The sequence below is a fragment of the Microbispora sitophila genome, from assembly GCF_014892245.1.
Lineage (GTDB): Bacteria > Actinomycetota > Actinomycetes > Streptosporangiales > Streptosporangiaceae > Microbispora > Microbispora siamensis.
Window position 1 is genome coordinate 251807 of sequence record NZ_JADBGC010000010.1, and the last position, 17765, is coordinate 269571.

Annotated in this window: 16 protein-coding genes and 1 tRNA gene; 6 read left to right on the forward strand and 11 right to left on the reverse strand. The window is 70.7% G+C overall.

Features of this window, described 5'->3' with window-relative positions; translation table 11 throughout:
• The first annotated feature begins 109 nt into the window (after positions 1-109).
• Together IL992_RS20425 and IL992_RS20430 are read left to right on the forward strand one after the other, a co-directional pair.
• A complete protein-coding gene (locus tag IL992_RS20425; protein WP_193204949.1) occupies positions 110-541 on the forward strand; it encodes a hypothetical protein in 432 nt (143 codons plus the stop codon).
• Positions 542-613: 72 nt separating this feature from the next.
• Positions 614-1831, forward strand: coding sequence for an MFS transporter (locus IL992_RS20430; protein WP_193204950.1), 1218 nt, complete (start codon positions 614-616; stop codon positions 1829-1831).
• 42 nt (positions 1832-1873) lie between these two features.
• Here IL992_RS20430 and IL992_RS20435 read toward each other — a convergent pair whose 3' ends face one another.
• Both IL992_RS20435 and IL992_RS20440 read right to left on the reverse strand, forming a co-directional pair.
• Positions 1874-3013: a cystathionine gamma-synthase gene (locus tag IL992_RS20435; protein WP_193204951.1), complete on the reverse strand. Its 1140-nt coding sequence runs from the start codon at positions 3011-3013 to the stop codon at positions 1874-1876.
• Between the two features lie 60 nt (positions 3014-3073).
• A complete protein-coding gene (locus IL992_RS20440) occupies positions 3074-4444 on the reverse strand; it encodes a cystathionine beta-synthase (protein WP_193204952.1) in 1371 nt (456 codons plus the stop codon).
• A 120-nt stretch (positions 4445-4564) separates the two neighbouring features.
• Between IL992_RS20440 and IL992_RS20445 the strand changes: the two genes are divergently transcribed.
• From IL992_RS20445 to IL992_RS20455, 3 genes are all read left to right on the forward strand, one after another.
• The gene (locus IL992_RS20445; RefSeq protein WP_193204953.1) at positions 4565-5539 is read left to right on the forward strand and encodes an SGNH/GDSL hydrolase family protein; all 975 of its coding nucleotides are present in this window, start codon (positions 4565-4567) and stop codon (positions 5537-5539) included.
• A gap of 47 nt (positions 5540-5586) precedes the next feature.
• Entirely contained in the window at positions 5587-6954 is a 1368-nt protein-coding gene (locus IL992_RS20450) for an outer membrane protein assembly factor BamB family protein (RefSeq protein WP_079315683.1), read from the forward strand.
• Between the two features lie 337 nt (positions 6955-7291).
• Positions 7292-8509, forward strand: coding sequence for an acetyl-CoA C-acetyltransferase (locus IL992_RS20455; RefSeq protein WP_193204954.1), 1218 nt, complete (start codon positions 7292-7294; stop codon positions 8507-8509).
• A 48-nt stretch (positions 8510-8557) separates the two neighbouring features.
• Here the strand turns inward: IL992_RS20455 and IL992_RS20460 are convergent, their stop codons facing one another.
• The 3 genes from IL992_RS20460 to IL992_RS20470 form a co-directional block, all read right to left on the reverse strand.
• Positions 8558-8968 carry a PPOX class F420-dependent oxidoreductase gene (locus IL992_RS20460; protein WP_193204955.1) on the reverse strand — a complete coding sequence of 137 codons (411 nt, stop codon included), beginning with the start codon at positions 8966-8968 and terminating at the stop codon, positions 8558-8560.
• A 177-nt stretch (positions 8969-9145) separates the two neighbouring features.
• Positions 9146-9364 (reverse strand): DUF4287 domain-containing protein, encoded by a 219-nt coding sequence (locus IL992_RS20465; RefSeq protein ID WP_193204956.1) that lies wholly within the window; start codon positions 9362-9364, stop codon positions 9146-9148.
• Between the two features lie 187 nt (positions 9365-9551).
• A complete protein-coding gene (locus IL992_RS20470) occupies positions 9552-10337 on the reverse strand; it encodes a Bax inhibitor-1/YccA family protein (RefSeq protein ID WP_193204957.1) in 786 nt (261 codons plus the stop codon).
• Between the two features lie 417 nt (positions 10338-10754).
• Between IL992_RS20470 and IL992_RS20475 the strand changes: the two genes are divergently transcribed.
• The gene (locus tag IL992_RS20475; RefSeq protein ID WP_193204958.1) at positions 10755-12260 is read left to right on the forward strand and encodes a HAMP domain-containing sensor histidine kinase; all 1506 of its coding nucleotides are present in this window, start codon (positions 10755-10757) and stop codon (positions 12258-12260) included.
• 6 nt (positions 12261-12266) lie between these two features.
• Here the strand turns inward: IL992_RS20475 and IL992_RS20480 are convergent, their stop codons facing one another.
• The 6 genes from IL992_RS20480 to IL992_RS20505 form a co-directional block, all read right to left on the reverse strand.
• A complete protein-coding gene (locus IL992_RS20480; RefSeq protein WP_193204959.1) occupies positions 12267-13238 on the reverse strand; it encodes an asparaginase in 972 nt (323 codons plus the stop codon).
• Entirely contained in the window at positions 13235-14086 is an 852-nt protein-coding gene (locus tag IL992_RS20485) for a Clp protease N-terminal domain-containing protein (RefSeq protein ID WP_193204960.1), read from the reverse strand. Before IL992_RS20485 ends, IL992_RS20480 begins: the two co-directional genes overlap by 4 nt.
• Before the next feature lie 44 nt (positions 14087-14130).
• Positions 14131-14868, reverse strand: coding sequence for a trypsin-like serine protease (locus tag IL992_RS20490; RefSeq protein WP_193204961.1), 738 nt, complete (start codon positions 14866-14868; stop codon positions 14131-14133).
• 125 nt (positions 14869-14993) lie between these two features.
• Positions 14994-15398, reverse strand: a complete 405-nt coding sequence (locus IL992_RS20495) for a hypothetical protein (RefSeq protein ID WP_193204962.1) — start codon at positions 15396-15398, stop codon at positions 14994-14996.
• Between the two features lie 578 nt (positions 15399-15976).
• A tRNA-Leu gene (locus IL992_RS20500) sits at positions 15977-16049 on the reverse strand.
• A 252-nt stretch (positions 16050-16301) separates the two neighbouring features.
• On the reverse strand, positions 16302-17633 hold the full coding sequence (locus IL992_RS20505) for an NAD(P)/FAD-dependent oxidoreductase (protein ID WP_193204963.1): 1332 nt from the start codon (positions 17631-17633) through the stop codon (positions 16302-16304).
• Between the last annotated feature and the right edge of the window lie 132 nt (positions 17634-17765).

A 17765-nucleotide genomic window follows, 5' to 3' on the forward strand; every position in this document is an offset into this window, starting at 1 on the left:
CGCCCCCGTCGCCGGAAGTAGTTCCTCGACGCCCCCGGTGTCCGACGCACCCGCGACAAGCGGGTCCGGGCGACTGCGTGGCCTGTCAGCCAGGCGATAGCCTCTGCCCATGTCGCCTCTCGACCATTTCCTGCTGTGGCTGCACATAGGGTTCGCGATCTTCGCACTCGGTCCGCTCACGGCGGTCACGAGCGTCACGCCGCGCTACATCCGGGCCAGGGATGTCGCGGTGCTGCGGTATCTCCACCGCGCGACCCGGCTCTTCGGCCTGCTCACGATCGGGGTCTTCCTGTTCGGCCTGCTGCTGGGCCGCAGCGCGCTCGGCGCGCCCTACCTGTCGGTGTCGATGACGCTGTTCGTCGTGGCGGCCGTCCTGCTGGTGATCGTCGAGCGTGACCAGCGTACGGCCATCGCGGCGCTGTCCAGCGAGTCGACCGAGGACGACGCCAAGGTGCAGACCGGGCGGATCGCCGCGCTTGGCGGCATCAGCGCCCTGATCTGGCTCGTCATCCTGTTCCTGATGGTCTTCTTCAACCCCTGAGAAGGAGATTCCCGCTTTTCCCCAAATGTCCGGTAGAACGTCTTTGGCCGGAAACGGGGGAAAGAGGAGCGGGTGCACCTTACGACGCAACGCCGGGCGGCGTGGGCGCTGGCCGCCCTCGCCGTCGGGGCCTTCACCTACGTCACCGCCGAGGTCCTCCCCATCGGGCTGCTCACGGTCATGGCGGCCGACCTGGACCGGTCGCCGTCCGAGACGGGCCTGCTGGTCACGGGGTACGCCGCGGTCGTGGTGCTGGCGTCGCTGCCGCTCACCCGGCTGACCCAGCGGGTGCCGCGGCGCAGGTTGCTCACCGTCACGCTCGGCGTGTTCGTCGCGGGGATGCTGCTGACCGCCGTGGCGCCGAACTACCCGGTGCTGCTGGGCGGGCGACTGCTGGTCGCGGCCACCCAGGCGCTGTTCTGGTCGGTCGCGACCCCGGCCGCGGCGGCGATGTTCCCCCCGGAGATCCGGGGTCGCGCGATCGCCCGGATGTCGATCGGCAGCTCCCTCGGGCCCGTCCTCGGCGTCCCTGTGGGCACCTGGCTCGGCCAGCAGGTCGGCTGGCGGACCGCGTTCGCCCTGGCCGCCGCCGTCGGCCTCGTCACGTGCGTCACCGTGGCGACGCTGATGCCCGGTCGCCGGCAAGCGGGCGCAGGCTCCGACGGCCACGAGCCCGGCCGCGGCGCCACCCCGGACGCCCGGCGCTACGCGCTGCTCATCGTCGCCACCGTGATCGGTGTGGGCGGCTACCTCACCGCGTACACCTACATCACGCCGTTCCTGCTGGACTTCGGCGGCTTCGCTCCGGCCGCGCTCAGCCCCCTGCTCCTCGCGTCCGGGATCTCCGGGGTCGCGGGGACGATCGTGGTCGGCCGGCTGCTCGACAGCCGGCCCAGGGCGGCGCTGGTCGGGCCGCTGGCCCTCATCACGTGCGCGCTGCTCACCCTCTACTTCTTCGGCGCCCTGCACCCGGTGGCGGTGGTGGCCCTCTGTGTGACGGGCATGTCGTTCAGCGCGCTGGCGGCGGCCATCGCGAGCCGCGCGCTGCAGGTGGCCCCGGGCAGCACCGACATCGCCTCGGCCGGCAGCGGCTCGGCCTTCAACATCGGCATCGCGGGCGGGTCGCTGCTCGGCGGCGCGCTCATCGACCACTCGGGTGTCCGCAGCGTGACCGTGGCGGGCGCCGTCCTGACCGCCGCGGCGCTCGCCGCCCTGCTGTGCGAACGGTGGGTCGCCCCCGCCCGCGCCTCCGCGCCGGAGCGTACGGCCCCGGCGCGGAGCGCCCGCTAGAAAGCAGCGCGGAGCGGCCACTAGAGAGCGGCGGTCGGTTGATCAGCCGAGTGCCTCGGAGAGGTCGGCGAGCAGGTCGTCGACGGTCTCGATGCCGACCGACAGACGGACCAGGTCGGCGGGGACCTCCAGCGGCGACCCGGCGGCCGACGCATGGGTCATCCGGCCGGGGTGCTCGATCAGCGACTCGACGCCGCCGAGCGACTCCCCGAGCGTGAACAGCTTGGCGCGGTTGCAGATCTCGACGGCCGCCTCCTCGCCGCCCTCGACCCGGAACGACACCATGCCACCGAAACGCCGCATCTGCTTGGCCGCGACCTCGTGACCGGGGTGCTCGGGCAGGCCCGGGTAGAGGACCTGGACGACCTTCGGGTGCGACAGCAGCAGGTCGACCACGCGCTCGGCGTTGTCGCAGTGCCGGTCCATGCGCACGCCCAGCGTCTTGAGGCCGCGCAGCGTGAGCCAGGAGTCGAACGGCCCGGCCACCGCGCCCATCGCGTTCTGGTGGTAGGCCAGCCGCTCGCCGAGGTCCGCCGACCGTGTCACCAGCGCCCCGCCGACCACGTCGGAGTGGCCGCCGACGTACTTGGTCGTCGAGTGGACCACCACGTCAGCCCCCAGGCTGAGCGGCTGCTGCAGGTATGGCGAGGCGAAGGTGTTGTCCACCACGAGCACCGCGCCCCCGTCGTGCGCGACGTCCGCCAGCGCGGCGATGTCCGCCACGTTCAGCAGGGGGTTCGTGGGCGTCTCCACCCAGATCGCCTTCGTGGACGGCCGTACGGCGGCGCGCACCGCGTCCAGGTCGCCGAGCGGCACCGGGTCGAAGGAGACCCCCCACGGCTCCAGCACGCGGGAGAACAGCCGGTAGGTCCCGCCGTACGCGTCGTCGGGGATCACCACGTGGTCGCCGGGCTTGCAGACGGTCCGCAGCAGCGTGTCCTCGGCGGCCAGGCCCGACGCGAAGGCCAGCCCGCGCGCGCCCCCCTCGACGGCGGCCAGCGCCTCCTCGAGGGCGGTCCTGGTCGGGTTGGCCGACCGGCTGTACTCGTATCCCGCCCGCAGGCCGCCCACGCCGTCCTGCTTGTAGGTGGACACGGCGTATATGGGAGGAACGACGGCGCCCGTGTGCGGGTCCGCCTCCTGGCCCGCGTGAATGGCCAGCGTCTCGAAACCATGGTTCATGGGGTCGAGCGTAGCCGCCCGGCCCGCCTGGTCCCGGCGGGCGGCGCGTCAGCCGTTGGCCTAGTGGTTGGCGAGGAAGGCCAGCAGGTCCTGGCGGGTGACCATGCCCACCGGCTTGCCGTCGTCGAGGACCACGGCGGCGTCGGCCTTCTCCAGCGCCTCGACCGCCCGGGCCACCGGCTCACCGGAGCCGATCATGGGCAGCGGCGCGGACATGTGACCGCCGATCTCGTCCTCGGACCGCACCCGGCCGCGGTAGAGGCCCTCCAGCAGGTCGCGCTCCACGATCGAACCGATGACCTCGGCCGCCATGACCGGCGGCTCCTCCTTCATGACCGGAAGCTGGGAGACGTTGTACTCCCGCATGATCGAGATCGCGGTGCCGACGGACTCGTGCGGGTGGACGTGGACGAACTCGGGCAGCCCCGGCGTCTTGCGCCCCAGCACGTCCCCGACCAGGCCTTCCTCGCTCGACGTGGTGAGGAAGCCGTAGTCGGCCATCCACTCGTCGTTGAAGATCTTCGACAGGTAGCCGCGGCCGCCGTCCGGCAGCAGCACGACCACGACGTCGTCCGGCCCGGCCGCCTGGGCGACCCGCACGGCCGCCACCACGGCCATGCCGCACGAGCCGCCGACGAGCAGCGCCTCCTCGCGCGCGAGCCTGCGGGTCATGCCGAACGAGTCCTTGTCGGAGACCGCGATGATCTCGTCGCAGATCGTGGTGTCGTACGTCGCGGGCCAGATATCCTCGCCCACGCCCTCCACGAGGTAGGGACGGCCGGTGCCGCCGGAGTAGACGGAGCCGATGGGGTCGGCGCCGATGACCTTCACCCGGCCGCCGGAGATCTCCTTGAGGTACTTGCCGGTCCCGCTGATCGTCCCGCCGGTGCCGATGCCGGCGACGAAGTGCGTGATCCTGCCCTCGGTCTGCTCCCAGATCTCCGGCCCGGTGGAGTGGTAGTGGCTGGCCGGGTTCTCGGGGTTGGAGTACTGGTCGGGCTTCCAGGCGTTCGGGATCTCGCGGGCCAGCCGGTCCGACACCGAGTAGTACGAGTCGGGGTGGTCGGGCGAGACGGCGGTCGGGCAGACGACGACCTCCGCGCCGTACGCCCGGAGCACGTTGATCTTGTCCTGGGCGACCTTGTCCGGGCAGACGAACAGGCAGCGGTAGCCCTTCTCCTGCGCCACGATGGCCAGGCCCACGCCGGTGTTGCCGGAGGTCGGCTCGACGATCGTGCCGCCGGGCTTGAGCTCGCCGCTCCGCTCGGCCGCCTCGATCATCCGCACCGCGATGCGGTCCTTCACCGAGCCGCCGGGGTTGAAGTACTCCACCTTGGCCAGGACCTGGGCGGGCGCGCCCGCCGTGACCTTGCGCAGCCGGACGAGCGGGGTGTTGCCCATCAGCTCCACCAGCGAGTCGTGTACGCGCACCGCGATGACCACCTTGTTTGCCGAAGCTTGTCAGCCTGCCGTCAGCCGCGATCCCGATAGGGGTGGCCGGAACTCGGCTAGTTTCTTCTTCAAACCGTACCGTGAGCGTGAGGAGGGCGGGTGATCTGGACGTCCGGCGCGGTGCGCGCCGCGCGGCGTATCGCCACCGCCGCCGCCCTGGGCGGAGGCGGGCTCACGGCCCTGGGAGCGGTCACGTACGGCCTGCTGATGGCCGAGGCCATGGTGGCCCGCCGCATCGTGGGGCAGCCGCACGGCCTCGACGGCCCGCAGGCCGACGGCGTGTACGGCGCCTACCCCGGTGAGCCGATCCGGATGGCCGTCCTCGGCGACTCGACCTCCGTCGGCCTCGGCATGACCCGCCCCGAGGACACCCCGGCCGTCCGCATCGCGTACGGGCTCGCGGCGGTGGCGGAGCGCCCGGTGCGCCTCACCGTGGTCGGCCAGTCGGGCGCGGCGTCGGTGGACCTCGGCGTCCAGGTGGACCGCGTGCTGGAGAACCGGCCGGAAATCGCGGTGGTCTTCGTGGGGGCCAACGACGTGACCACGGCCACCCTGCCGGCCCGGGCCGTACGGCACCTGCAGAAGGCGGTGCGCCGGCTGCGCGAGGCCGGCGCGGAGGTGGTCGTGGGGACCTGCCCCGACCTGGGCACCGTACGCCCGCTCGCGCAGCCGCTCCGGTGGGTCACCCGGCGCTGGTCGCGGCAGCTCGCCGCGGCCCAGACGGTCGCCGTCGTCGAAGCGGGCGGCCGCACCGTGGCGTTCGCCGACCTGCTCGGACCCGAATTCGACGCGAATCCGGCAGAGATGTTCGGACCTGATCGTTTCCATCCATCTGCCCGAGGTTACCTACAAGCCGCGTACGCAGTGCTACCGTCTGTATGCGCCGCGTTGGGGTTGTGGCCCGAGCCGGAACCCGTGCGCGTCGAAGGATCGCAATACCTCTTGGCCGCAATGGCCGTGGAGGAACCCGGCACCGAGGTCACCGCGACCCGTGTCGCCGGCCGGGCATTCGGCCCCCACGGACGGTGGGCGGCGCTGCTCCGCCGGAGACCCGGGCCGCTTCCGAACGCCTAGAGCCGGCTACCTCCTGCGGCCGGGCCATCACCCCCTGTAGGAGCGAAATGATCCGGCCCCAGCTGAACCACGTGAAACCCGCTCTGGCGCTCGCCGCGACCGCCCTGCTGACCGGGGGCGCCCTCACCGGCTGCTCCGGTGGCGACGAGGCCGCCAAGGACTACCCGGCCTGGCAGAACACGCAGGTGAACGCGGTCAGCCGGGCCACCACGGGAGGCGGCGTCGCGGCCACCACCTCCATGCGGCCCGACGGCTCCCTGGAGACCGTCGCGCTCGATCTCGCCACCGGCCGCCGGCTGTGGGCACACCCCGCGACGATGGTGGGACGGCTCCCCGGCATGGGGGTGCAGGCTCCGGCGACCGTGGAGACCGGCGGCGGGCAGGCCGTGGTGGTCGCGCTCGACCCCGCCGCGGCCGGCCACAAGGGCGCCGCGCTGGTCGCCAGGGACGCCCGCACCGGGCAGCAGAAGTGGACCAGGCCCGTGCGGTCCACCTTCGGGCCGCAGCGCTGCGGGCCGTACGTCTGCGTCTCCGAGGACACCGCTCTCTCGTCCGCCCGCGTCGTGGTCCTCGACCCCCGCGACGGCGCCGTGAAGTGGCGCCTGGCCGGCATCGCGGAGGTCGAGTGGTCCGACTCGTCCAAGGTCGTCCTGCTCAGGCTCGCCTCCCACCCGGTGCTGGAGGCCCGTGCGATCAAGGACGGCAAGACCGTCTGGCAGCTGCCGATCGAGCAGGCCCTCGGCCCCGACGTCGACCTGAGCGGGGGCTGGGCCTTCGGCGCGACGGGCGACAAGATCATCGGATACGTCGCCCCGTACACCAATCCCGAGACCAAGGAGACCTCGACCTTCGGGCTGTTCTCCGCGCGTCTCGCCGACGGCGCCGTCGACTGGATGCGGCCGTCCGTCGTCCGCGTCTACCCCAGTGGCAACCCCGCGTACGCGCCGGTCGTCCGGCCGGTGGACGAGCAGGGCCAGTACGGCGGGTTCGCCCGGCTCGACGCCGAGACCGGACGGGTCCTGGGGCAGATCACACCCACCCAGGTTCCCGGGTCGGGCTGGTGGCTGGCCTTCCCGCCGGAGATGAACAAGCTCGGCTTCCTCAAGCGCGACGCGCCCGGCTCGGTCTTCGATCTCAGCACCGGCGAGCCGACCCCGGTGAGCGGCGCGACCGGCTGGTCGTTCTGCGTGACCGACCCCAAGCCGCTGCCGCTGCGCGGCATGATCCCCGGGTTCTACTCGATCGCGGCGCTGTGCGAGTTCGACCTGGCCACGGGCAAGCGCAAGGACTCCTCCTCCGCGCCGCCCTCCTGGTTCACGGGCAGCCAGAACGGCTGGCGCCTGTGGCGCGACGAGAAGGGCGGCCTCCACGCCGTCAACGACGGCACCGCCACCACTCCCGGCATGTACGGCTGATCGATTGGAAACCCGAGCGAGCCGGATAAGAGCGCCCCGACGAGCGACGCGGGAAACACCGAGCAAGCCGGAGGGCCGCGCCGCCGATCTGGACTGAGGAACGCGCGCAGCGAGGAACGAGCGAGCACGTGACGAGGGCTGTGCTCCTGGCGCGCCTCCGGCACGACCCGGCGGAAGTGAGCGGCCCTCCGAGCGACGCGGGAGACACTGTGCAGTAGTACAAAATTCTGGTGAGTGGGGCCCGGGGCGTGGCGGGCGGCGTACCGAGGGGTAACCTCCGGGGAGGAGGCCCCCCGAACCCTGGGTGGAGGGGCACGAGATCAGGCAGGAGAGTCACATGCCCGAGGCAGTCATCGTGGCGACCGCGCGGTCGCCGATCGGCCGCGCCTTCAAGGGGTCACTCAAGAACATCCGCCCGGACGACCTGACCGTGCAGATGGTCCGCGCCGCGCTGGCGAAGGTGCCGCAGCTCGACCCGAACGACGTTGACGACCTCATGCTGGGCTGCGGGCTCCCCGGCGGCGAGCAGGGCCACAACCTGGGACGCGTGGTCGCGGTGATGCTCGGGCTCGACAACGTGCCGGGCACCACCGTGACCCGCTACTGCTCGTCCTCCCTGCAGACGACCCGGATGGCGTTCCACGCCATCAAGGCCGGCGAGGGCGACGTGTTCATCTCGGCGGGTGTCGAGACCGTCTCCCGCTTCGCCAACGGCAGCTCCGACATGCCCCAGGCGCAGAACCCGCTGTTCGACGAGGCGAAGTCGCGGACGGAGGAGGCGGCGAAGGGCGGTGCGCCGGTGTGGCACGACCCGCGCGAGGACGGCGCGCTGCCGGACGTCTACATCGCCATGGGCCAGACGGCCGAGAACGTCGCGGCCCTGAAGGGCGTCTCGCGGCGCGAGCAGGACGAGTTCGGCGTGCGCTCGCAGAACCTCGCCGAGAAGGCCCTGGCCAACGGCTTCTGGGAGAGCGACATCACCCCGGTGACGCTCCCCGACGGCACCGTGGTGAGCAAGGACGACGGCCCCAGGGCCGGCACGACGTACGAGGCGGTCTCGCAGCTCAAGCCGGTCTTCCGGCCGGACGGCACGGTGACCGCGGGCAACTGCTGCCCGCTGAACGACGGCGCCGCCGCGGTGATCGTCATGAGCGACACCAAGGCCGCCGAGCTGGGCATCACGCCGCTCGCCAGGATCGTGTCGACCGGCGTCACCGGCCTGTCCCCCGAGATCATGGGGCTGGGCCCGATCGAGGCGTCGCGGCAGGCCCTCGCCCGCGCGGGCATGTCGATCGGCGACGTCGACCTGGTCGAGATCAACGAGGCGTTCGCGGCCCAGGTGATCCCCTCCTACCAGGAGCTGGGCATCGACATCGAGCGGCTCAACGTGAACGGCGGCGCGATCGCGGTCGGCCACCCGTTCGGCATGACCGGCGCCCGCATCACCTCCACACTGGTCAACAGCCTCCGGTTCCACGACAAGTCGATCGGGCTGGAGACGATGTGCGTCGGCGGCGGCCAGGGCATGGCGATGGTGCTGGAGCGGCTGTCCTGAGCGACGGGGCTCCCGCCGGTCCCGGCCAGCGCCGGGACCGGCGGGGGCTCAGCCGTGGTAGTCGGGGCCCGCGCGCGTGGGCTCGACCCGGATGATGACTCGCTTGTCCCGGATCATCGCGGCGCGGTAGTCGTCCCAGTCCGGGTGCTCGCCGCTGATGTCGCGGTAGTACTGCACCAGGTGGTCCATCGCGTCCGGCAGCGAGACGACGTGGGCGATGCCCTCGATCTGCATCCACTCGCCGTAGAAGGCATCGGTCATCACAGTGAGCACGACCTGGGGGTTCTCCCGGAGATTGCGGGTTTTGACGGCCGTCTCGCGGCTGCTGATCACGATGTAGCCGTCCTTGTCGCAGCCGACGGTCACCGGGGAGGTCTGCGGCCGCCCGTCCGGATAGCGGGTCAGCATGACCGCTCGGTGGTTGTTCCTGACGAACTCACGCGCCTTGTCGAGATCCATACAACAATGATGCGCCCGCACCGGAGCGGTGCGGGCGCGTCAGTTCTGCCTCAGGACGCCACTCAGGACCGCGGCAACGTGTTGCTCGTGAGTCGCTGCTCGTGCCTGCTGTGTTGTGCGTGCTGTGTTGTGCCTGCTGTGTGCGCGGGACGTCACTGCCCCCTCCCGCGCTCCGGTCTAGAAGCGACGGCGCCGTTCGTGTTCGAGGACGATCGCGGCGGCGTAGCCGTGGCTCAGCCCGTGCTCGTCGGCGAGCCAGTTGGCCCGCTCTTCACAGCGTAGGAACGACGGGCCGTTGTCGATGGCTTCGAACCACTCTGGGAGTTCGCGCCCGGTTATGGACGGGACACGGGCGATCAGCTTGTTCTGGGTCTCCGGTGAGTGGTTCAACGACATGGGCACCTCCACGGAAAAGGCTGCTTTGTGTCACAGTGCATCACCGGTCCGCGCTTGACAAGCCCCCGGCGGCATTGATTTGTTACAAGATGTTGATCGAAAGTTGCGGCGCCGATCACCGGATCCTGATATAGCGCGACAAAGGGGCACCGCTCCCGGAGGAACGGCGCCCCTTCGACTCGTACGGCTAGTCGTTGTTCGTGAAGTAGCTGATGAAGCGGAGGATCTCCAGGTAGAGCCAGACGAGGCTCAGGGTCAGGCCGAACGCCATCAGCCACGAGTAGCGCTCCGGCACACCGGCCCGCACCCCGGCCTCGATCTCGCTGAAGTCGAGCAGCAGGAAGAAGCAGCCGAGCAGGATCATGCCGATGCTGAAGATCCATCCGATGGGGCTGTCGGTACGCAGGCCGAGGCCACCGGTGACGAAGATGCTCGCGATCCAGTTGATCAGCACCAGGCCGACCGCGCCGAACCCGGCGGCGATCACGAACTTGGCGAACTTCGGCGTCGGCCGGAAGATCTTCAGCGCGTACACGGCCAGCGTGCCGCCGAAGGCCACCATCGTGCCGAGCACGGCCTGCAGGACGATGCCGTTGTAGACCGTCTCGTACATGTGGCTCAGCACGCCGATGGCGACGCCATAGCACACGGAGTAGCCGAGGATCAGCGCGGGGTTCGTGCTCTGCCGGAACGACACGATGAGCCCGAGGATCAGGCCCACGATCATCGCCGGCGCCGCGAGCCCCCAGCCGAGGTTGAAGTACCAGGCCAGGGCCGCCGACACGACGAGCGTGCCGAGGGTCATGAAGCCCCGCACCACGACGTCGTCGATGGTCATGGCCCGCGCCGCGGGGGGAGCGTACGAGGGCGCGGCGTACATCTGGTTCAGCTGCTGCACGCTGGGCGTCGGACCGGCCCACGCCTGCTGACCAGCCGCCCCGCGCCGACTGAATATGGGGTTCTTGCTCTCCATTCGCTTCCTCCAGGACGCGACTCACTGATCAGCCGCTGCGCGGCCTAGTGGGGATGGTGCCCGAGGAGTAGTGCCCCCACAAGGGGGAGCGCCACTCCACCACAGTGGCAACGATCAGGATTTCCGACAAGTTCCCGCCGTTGCCTTACGGACGAGAACGAGCCGACGTCGATCGCAGAACAAACTTGAACAGTTCCTTTACTTGAGGTCTTCAAGTCTGGTGCTAGCGTGGTGCGGAGCCGAGAAGTAGCGGCCTGACCAGGCAGAACGCCTCAGCGACCACTCCGCCTGCCGTTGCGAGCCTCTCATTCCAAATCACACAGGCACAGCAGCCCGTCCGGACGGTCACTTCGACGCCGCAGAGCCGCCCGACCGCCGCCAGTGCCGCAGGGGAATGTCATCGCAAGGAGGACGGCGATGAACGTCAGCGGCCCACCATTACTGCGAAGGTTCCGGCCTGATTCCATCCGGGGACGGATCACCGTCCTCGTCACGGCGCTCGCCACCCTGCTGCTGATCCCCACCGGGATCCTGGGCAGCATACTGGCCCGGCAGGCCTTCTCCACCGCGGTCTGGCTCGACGCCCGGCAGGAGGCCGCGCTCACGGCCGCCGCGTGGCGTACGGGCCACTTCCGCCACGTCATCATCCCGCAGGTGGCCGGGATCGACCTGGTCCAGGTGGTGGCTCCCAATCGGCGGGTGCTCGCCGCGTCGCCCGCGGCCCGGGGCATGCCCCCGCTGACTTCCTTCTGGCCGTCCCAGGAGGATCCGATGCAGGACCTGCAGGCCTGCGCGCACGACGGGATCGGCTGCCTGCGCCTGTCGGCGCTGCGGGTGACGCCGGGGCCCAACTCTCCCGTCGTGTACGCCGGACGCCCCATCGACGGCTTCACGCCCGTCGCGATGTTCGACCTGCTCTTCGCCGCGGAGGTCGCCGTGCTCGTGCTGCTCACCGCCTGGGCCACCTGGAAGGTGGCCGGACGCACCCTGCGCCCCGTCGAGGCCATTCGCAGCGATCTGGCCGCCGTCAACGTGAACGACCTGGACACCCGGGTGCCCGTACCGGCGGGGGACGACGAGATCGCGCGGCTCGCCCGCACCGTGAACAGCACGCTCGCCCGCATCGAGCAGGCGAAGCTCACCACCGAGCGGGCGCTGCGGCGGCAGCGCGAGTTCGCCGCGGACGCCTCCCACGAACTGCGCACTCCGCTCGCCGGCCTGCGCGCACAGCTGGAGGAGGCGCAGCTTCACCCCGACGAGACCAATCTGCGGTCGCTGCTCAGGGACGCGCTGCTCGACGTGGAGCGGCTGGAAGCGATCATCGACGACCTGCTCCTGCTGGCGAAGGTGGGGGCAACGGCCCCGGGCCGCAAGCCCGTGGACGTGACGGCGCTGGTCAGGGATGAGGTCGCCCGCCGGACCGACCGGATACCGGTGCGCCTTCGGCTGGCGGACGGGGTCACGATGCACGCCGCGCCGCGCCACCTCGCCCGTCTGCTGACCAACCTGCTCGACAACGCGCAGCGGCACGCCAGGAGCGTGGTCGAGGTCGGGCTCCGGCGCGACGACGGCTTCGTCGAGTTGTGGGTCAGCGACGACGGTCCCGGCGTCCCGGTGTGCGAACGGGAGCGGATCTTCGAACGCTTCGCCAGATCGGACACGGCGCGCAGCCGGGGCCGTGGGGGCACCGGGCTCGGCCTGGCCATCGCCCGCGACATCGCCCGCGCCCACTGCGGCACCTTGGTGGCGGCCGAGTCGCCGTACGGCGGCGCCATGTTCGTGCTGTGCCTGCCGGTCTCCGGCTGCCCGCCGAACACCGACGCCGCGCCCTCGCAGGCCACGATCCACGGCGCCGCCGGCCCGTACGCCGAGCCGCGGCGGATGGATGACGCCCCGGCGCCGGTGAACGAGCGACGTGCCTGACGGCGGTCAGAGGCGGGCGAACCAGTCGCGGACGGCGCGCCGGCCGCCCCCGCCGAGCGCCACCATCAGGGCGTACCGGGCCTTCGCCGGAGCCAGGCCGCGGGCCCCGATGGCGCCGACCTTCGCGGCCAGCCCCAGGGCCGGTGGCAGGTCCTCCAGCGCGACCGGCCGGGTGTGGCACCGCGAGGCGACCACCACGGGGATGTCCCACTCCGCCAGCTCACTGAGGGTCGCGTACAGGTTGATCGGGATGTTCCCGACGCCGGTGCCCTCCAGCACGACGCCCCTGGCTCCGGCGTCCACGACGGCCGTGACGAGCACGGGGTCCATCTCCGGATACGTTTTGATCAGCGCGACGTTCGTCTCCGGCTCTCCCCGCGCCGCCGGGGGCCGCGGCGGCGGCGTCGCCGTCAGCTCGGCCCGGCCGTCCGCGACCCGGCCGAGGATCGGCGCGGGGGCGGAGGAGAGTGCCGCCAGGCCCGTCGCGTCGGCCATCGTGACCCAGCGGGCCGCGTGCAGTTCGTCGTTCACGCAGACCACCGCGCCGACGCCGCGAAGCGCGGGATCCGCGGCGGCGACCAGGGACGACGCGAGGTTGCGCGGGCCGTCGCTCGACAGCTCGTCCAGCCCGCGCACGGCGCCGGTCAGCACGATGCCGCCGCGGAGAGCGGCGGGCCCGGCGAGCAGGTCCGTGAGGAAGGCCGTCTCCTCGATCGTGTCCAGGCCGTGGGTGACGACCACGCCGTCGAACCCCTCGTCGAGCAGGGCCGTACGGGCACGCCGGGCCAGCCGCACCATGGTGGAGGGCGAGGTGTCCCAGCTCGGCTCGGCCTGGACGTCCTCGGTCACGACCTCCACGCCGAGATTCCCGGGTACGGCAGCCAGCAGGTCGGCGGCGGTCGCGATCCCCGGACGGCTGGTGTGACGGGCATACGCCATGACGTCGCCCGTCGCGACCAGCAGCACGCGCCGGGTCACGACGCGTCGTCCTCGGCGGATGCGGCGACTCCCGCGTGCCGCTCGAGCCGTTCGACGCGTTGCAGGAGCGGAGCGATCTCCTGACGGACGACCGCCGCCACGGCCTGCACAGCGGTCTGGGAAGCGGTCTGGGGGGCGGTCTGGGGGGCGGACTGAGGGGCGGACTGAGGGGCGGCCTGGGATGCGGCGGCGTCCTGCGCCCGGAGGTGGACGTAGCCGGCGAGCGCCGCGACGACCGCGCGCCGCGTGAGGCGGGGCTCCGCGCCTCGTGCCCGCAGCACCTGCCCGCCGGTCCCGTCGGGCTCCGTGACCAGGCCGAGCAGCAGGTGTTCGCACCCGATGTAGTTGTGCCCCAGCGCATGGGCCTCGGTGACCGCCAGTTCGAGGGCGTTGGCCGCGGGCGCGTCGAACCGGCTCGGACCGTCCTTCCCCGTTCCCTCGTCCCCGGACTGCTCCGGGCCGGCCGCCGTGGCGGGTGCGGAAGGGCTGCGGCTCGCGAGGTCGCGTTCGAGCAGGGTGGGCTCGATCTCGATCGCTCGCAGGACGTGCAGGGCGAGGTTCTGCCCCTCGGCCAGCATCGCGGCGAGCAGGTGCTCGGTGCCGATACCGGAGGCGCCCTCGGCCCGGGCCCGTTCCAGCGCCAACCGGAAGACGGCACGGGTCCTGGGCGTGAAGTGCGACAGCCGGGGGTCGTCGATCTCGAAGTCGCCGAGGATGCTCTCGCGGATGGCGGTCACCCGGCGGACCGCCTGCTCCAGCGCCCGCTGGCAGATCGCGGACACCGGAAGTGCCGCCTCCTTGACCGCCTCCGCGAGATCGTCCGGCAGGTACACGTTGATCTTAGGCATGCATCATTCATACCCCCATTGGGGTTACACGTCTACCCCCATCCTCAGGGGAGCGTGACGTACTTGCCGAGAAACTCCCGGACCTCGGGGATGTCCAGGCGGTAGTCGACGTTGGTCGTCCGACAGGCGTCGTCCACTCCACTGATCGTCGTGGCCACGAGCAGGTTCGAGGCGGGACCTCCGAGGTAGTTGGGGCCGCCCGAGTCGCCGTAACAGGTTCCGCCCTCCCCGCGCGAGGGGTCCGGCGTCAGGTCGAGCCACCTGCTGCCGAGGCGCTTGAAGGAGATGGAGGTCTGGCTGCGCGTGTCCGTGTAGTGGTATCGCCATCCGTGCCGCTTCTTCGTGGGGTCCACCGAGCCGTAACCGACGGGGGTGAAGCGCGCGGTCTTCAGGCTGCCGTCGGCCTTGAGCTGGTCGAGCAGGCCCAGAGGAGGCAGCTTGGCCGGCGTGATGCCGGTGATGGGCTCGGAGAAGAGGACGACCGCCATGTCATGGGCATCACTGTCGTCCGTGTGCCTCGGGTCGGGCACGAAGCGACCGGTGTAGAGCTTCGCCCCGGCCTGGTAGCGGCTGGCGAAGGAGACCCGGGCGGTCTTCTGGCCCTCATGCCCGCAGTGGGCGGCCGTGAGGAAGACGGTCGGCGAGATGAGGGTGCCGGTGCAGTACGACCACGTGCCGTCGCTTTCCGGCGCGTCTCCGATGAGGGCCCCCACTTCGGGGTGTTCGGTCCCGTCGACCGAGCCATGGGTGATGGCCGACGCGGGCGAGGCGATACTCGCCATCAAACCCGTAAGAATCATGACAAAAGGGACGAAACGCATGCACGAATGTATCCGAACATGGGCTCCGTATGACAAAGCGGACCGAAAAGATCTACCGATCGGCCGTCAGGGCGGGACTTCCCGCATCAACGCCCGTCATCGGCGTTGAACCGCCCGGCCGCCGCTCGGCCGGACCGCCGGCACCAGAACACACAGCGGGAGACGCAGGCCACCAGCTCGCCGTACATGCGAAGACCGCCCCTCCGGTCGAAGGAGGAGCGGCCATGGTGATGCGGCCCGAGTCGCTTACCTCGGCATCGGGCAGTGATCCCGACCGTGATGGTCCCAGCCGTGATGGTCCCGACCGTGCCGATCCCAGCCGCGCTCGTCCCAACCGCGCTGGTCCCGACCGCGCTCGTCCCGACCACGGTGATCCCGACCACGGTGATCCCAGCCGTGACGATGCCGACCGTGGTGATGCCGACCGTGGTGATACCGACCGCGGTGATGCCGACCGTGGTGATGCCGACCGTGGTGGCGATCACAGCCATGCCCGTCATCCTGCGGCGATGTCGCCGCCACTGCAGCGCCGAGACCCGAGACCGTCGAGGGCGAGGCCAGGGCACCCTGAGCCGGCCACAGCACGAGCGTGCCGAGAAGGGCCACGCCTAAAATGCCGCATCGTTTCCCGTACATGTGATTCCTTCCGGTCGGGGCCCCCGTAGCACGCCTGGAAGCCTCTCGAATCGGACATTCAGGACCATTCCCCCCGTCGGGGGGTCATAGATGCACCAGCAGTCAACTTGGCATCTCGAGTTGCCATGGCAAGTCCAAAGACACTTTGGTGACAGCGCTGATCGCGCCCGCGGTTCGCCATGACGGCCTACGACGTCGGGGTACCACCCAGCTCACACTCCTTGGTCGCGACCCCGGCGTGCCCCCCACAGGTCGCGGAGTTGGCCGGCCACGGTGTCGCCGTCCTGCTGGGCGAGGAGTGAAGCTGGGGGCGCACCACGGGCACGGCCTCCCGCGGACGCTCGCATCCGGCCGTAGTCAACCGGACAGCCGGAATCGGGCCCGTGGTCCCGCTCCCCCAGGTCACGGGCTGATTGGTCGAGGCGGCGCTCAGTGCCCCCGGTGGGACTCGAACCCACACCACAGCCCTTTTAAGGGGCTTGCCTCTGCCATTGGGCTACGGGGGCGCCGCGATCATATGTCACGGATCACTCCTCTGTAAGCAAGTTACGTCTTACGCGGCTTGTCCCCCTTTCCACAGCGCGTGAACGGCGTCTCTGGCCGCCACCCGGTCAAGGTCCTGGAGACCGTCCGCACCTTCTCCCCCGTCCACCACACCAGCATGTCAGAGCGCAGGAACACGAAACGGCCCGGCGGGGTGCGCCGCCGGGCCGTTGCGTGTCCTGAGGTCGTGCCGTCGATCCGTCCGCGCCGAGCGGTCAGCGCTTGGGGCCGCTCTTCGCGGCCGCCCTGAACTCGTCGCGCGGGTGCTCGATCTCGCCGAGGGAGATCGTCTCTCGCTTGAAGAACAGCGACAGCGTCCAGTCCATCACCACGCGGACCTTCCGGTTGACGGTGGGCACCCGCGACAGGTGGTAGGTGCGGTGCATGAACCAGGCCGGGAAGCCGCGCAGCTTCACGCCGTAGACGTTCGCGACGCCCCGGTAGAGGCCGAGCCCGGCGACCGACCCGGCGTACTTGTGCCGGTAGTCCTGCAGCTTCTCGCCGCGCAGGTACGCCGCGATGTTGTCGCCGAGGACCTTCGACTGCCGTACCGCGTGCTGGGCGTTCGGCGCGCAGTACTGGCCGGGGTTGGTCACGTCGGGCACGCCCGCGATGTCGCCGGCGGCGAAGGCGCCCTTGACGCCCGCGACGGTCAGGCGCGTCGTGGTCTTGATCCGGCCGCGCTCGTCGAGCGGCAGGTCGGTGGAGTTGACGATCGGGCTCGCCTTGACGCCTGCGGTCCAGACGATCGTGGCAGACTCGAACTCGTCGCCGTCCGAGGTCTTGACCAGGCCGCCCTCGCACGACTGGAGGAACGTCTCCATCTTGAGCTCGATCCCGCGCTCGCGCAGCTGCTCGGCCGTCCACTCGCCCATCTCGGGGCCGACCTCGGGCAGGATGCGGTTGGACGCCTCGATCAGGACCCAGCGCAGGTCCTTCTTGTCGATGCTCGGGTAGTACTTGATCGCGTCCTCGGTCATGTCCTCGAGCTCGGCGAGGGCCTCGATGCCGGCGAAGCCGCCGCCGACCACGACGAAGGTCAGCGCGCGGCGGCGCACGTCCTCGTCGTCGCTCGACTCGGCCCGGTCGAGGAGGGCCAGGACCCGGTTGCGCAGCGCGATCGCCTCGCCGACCGTCTTGAAGCCGATGGCCGCGTCCTCCAGGCCGGGGATCGGCAGCGTACGGGAGATCGAGCCGGCCGCCATGACGACGACGTCGTATTCGATCTCACGCGACTGGCCCGCGGCGGGCTCGAAGGTCAGCGTGCGCGCCTCGTGGTGCACCTTGGAGACCTTGCCGTTGAGGATGCGCACCTTCGGCAGCACCCGACGCAGCGGGGCCACGACGTGGCGCGGCGAGATGTTGCCGGCCGCCGCCTCGGGAAGGAACGGCTGGTAGGTCATGTACGACTGCGGGTCGATGAGCGTGATCCGCACGCTGCCGTCGCGCAGCTCTCGGCGGAGCGTGCGCTGGAGACGAAGAGCCGTGTAAAGGCCCACGTACCCACCGCCGACGATGACGACGTGCTTCCAGTTGCGGTCTGCCACGGATGCCCTCCCAACGCTTGTGAAAGCATTCACAAGCCTACGTCACGAGTCGGCAACCGCACCAACCCACTAGGGCCGAAGGTCCAGTGATTTTCCCCACTTCGTCATCTCTTGACGACATTTCTCAGGAAA

What these genes read in the sequence shown, in the direction of transcription:
- IL992_RS20435 (WP_193204951.1), bottom strand. Translation starts at nt 3,013, where the DNA reads ATGAACCATGGTTTCGAGACGCTGGCCATTCACGCGGGCCAGGAGGCG.
- IL992_RS20495 (WP_193204962.1), bottom strand. Translation starts at nt 15,398, where the DNA reads ATGGCTGTGATCGCCACCACGGTCGGCATCACCACGGTCGGCATCACC.
- IL992_RS20485 (WP_193204960.1), bottom strand. Translation starts at nt 14,086, where the DNA reads ATGCCTAAGATCAACGTGTACCTGCCGGACGATCTCGCGGAGGCGGTC.
- IL992_RS20425 (WP_193204949.1), top strand. Translation starts at nt 110, where the DNA reads ATGTCGCCTCTCGACCATTTCCTGCTGTGGCTGCACATAGGGTTCGCG.
- IL992_RS20460 (WP_193204955.1), bottom strand. Translation starts at nt 8,968, where the DNA reads ATGGATCTCGACAAGGCGCGTGAGTTCGTCAGGAACAACCACCGAGCG.
- IL992_RS20490 (WP_193204961.1), bottom strand. Translation starts at nt 14,868, where the DNA reads ATGGCGAGTATCGCCTCGCCCGCGTCGGCCATCACCCATGGCTCGGTC.
- IL992_RS20470 (WP_193204957.1), bottom strand. Translation starts at nt 10,337, where the DNA reads ATGGAGAGCAAGAACCCCATATTCAGTCGGCGCGGGGCGGCTGGTCAG.
- IL992_RS20450 (WP_079315683.1), top strand. Translation starts at nt 5,587, where the DNA reads ATGATCCGGCCCCAGCTGAACCACGTGAAACCCGCTCTGGCGCTCGCC.
- IL992_RS20455 (WP_193204954.1), top strand. Translation starts at nt 7,292, where the DNA reads ATGCCCGAGGCAGTCATCGTGGCGACCGCGCGGTCGCCGATCGGCCGC.
- IL992_RS20465 (WP_193204956.1), bottom strand. Translation starts at nt 9,364, where the DNA reads ATGTCGTTGAACCACTCACCGGAGACCCAGAACAAGCTGATCGCCCGT.
- IL992_RS20475 (WP_193204958.1), top strand. Translation starts at nt 10,755, where the DNA reads ATGAACGTCAGCGGCCCACCATTACTGCGAAGGTTCCGGCCTGATTCC.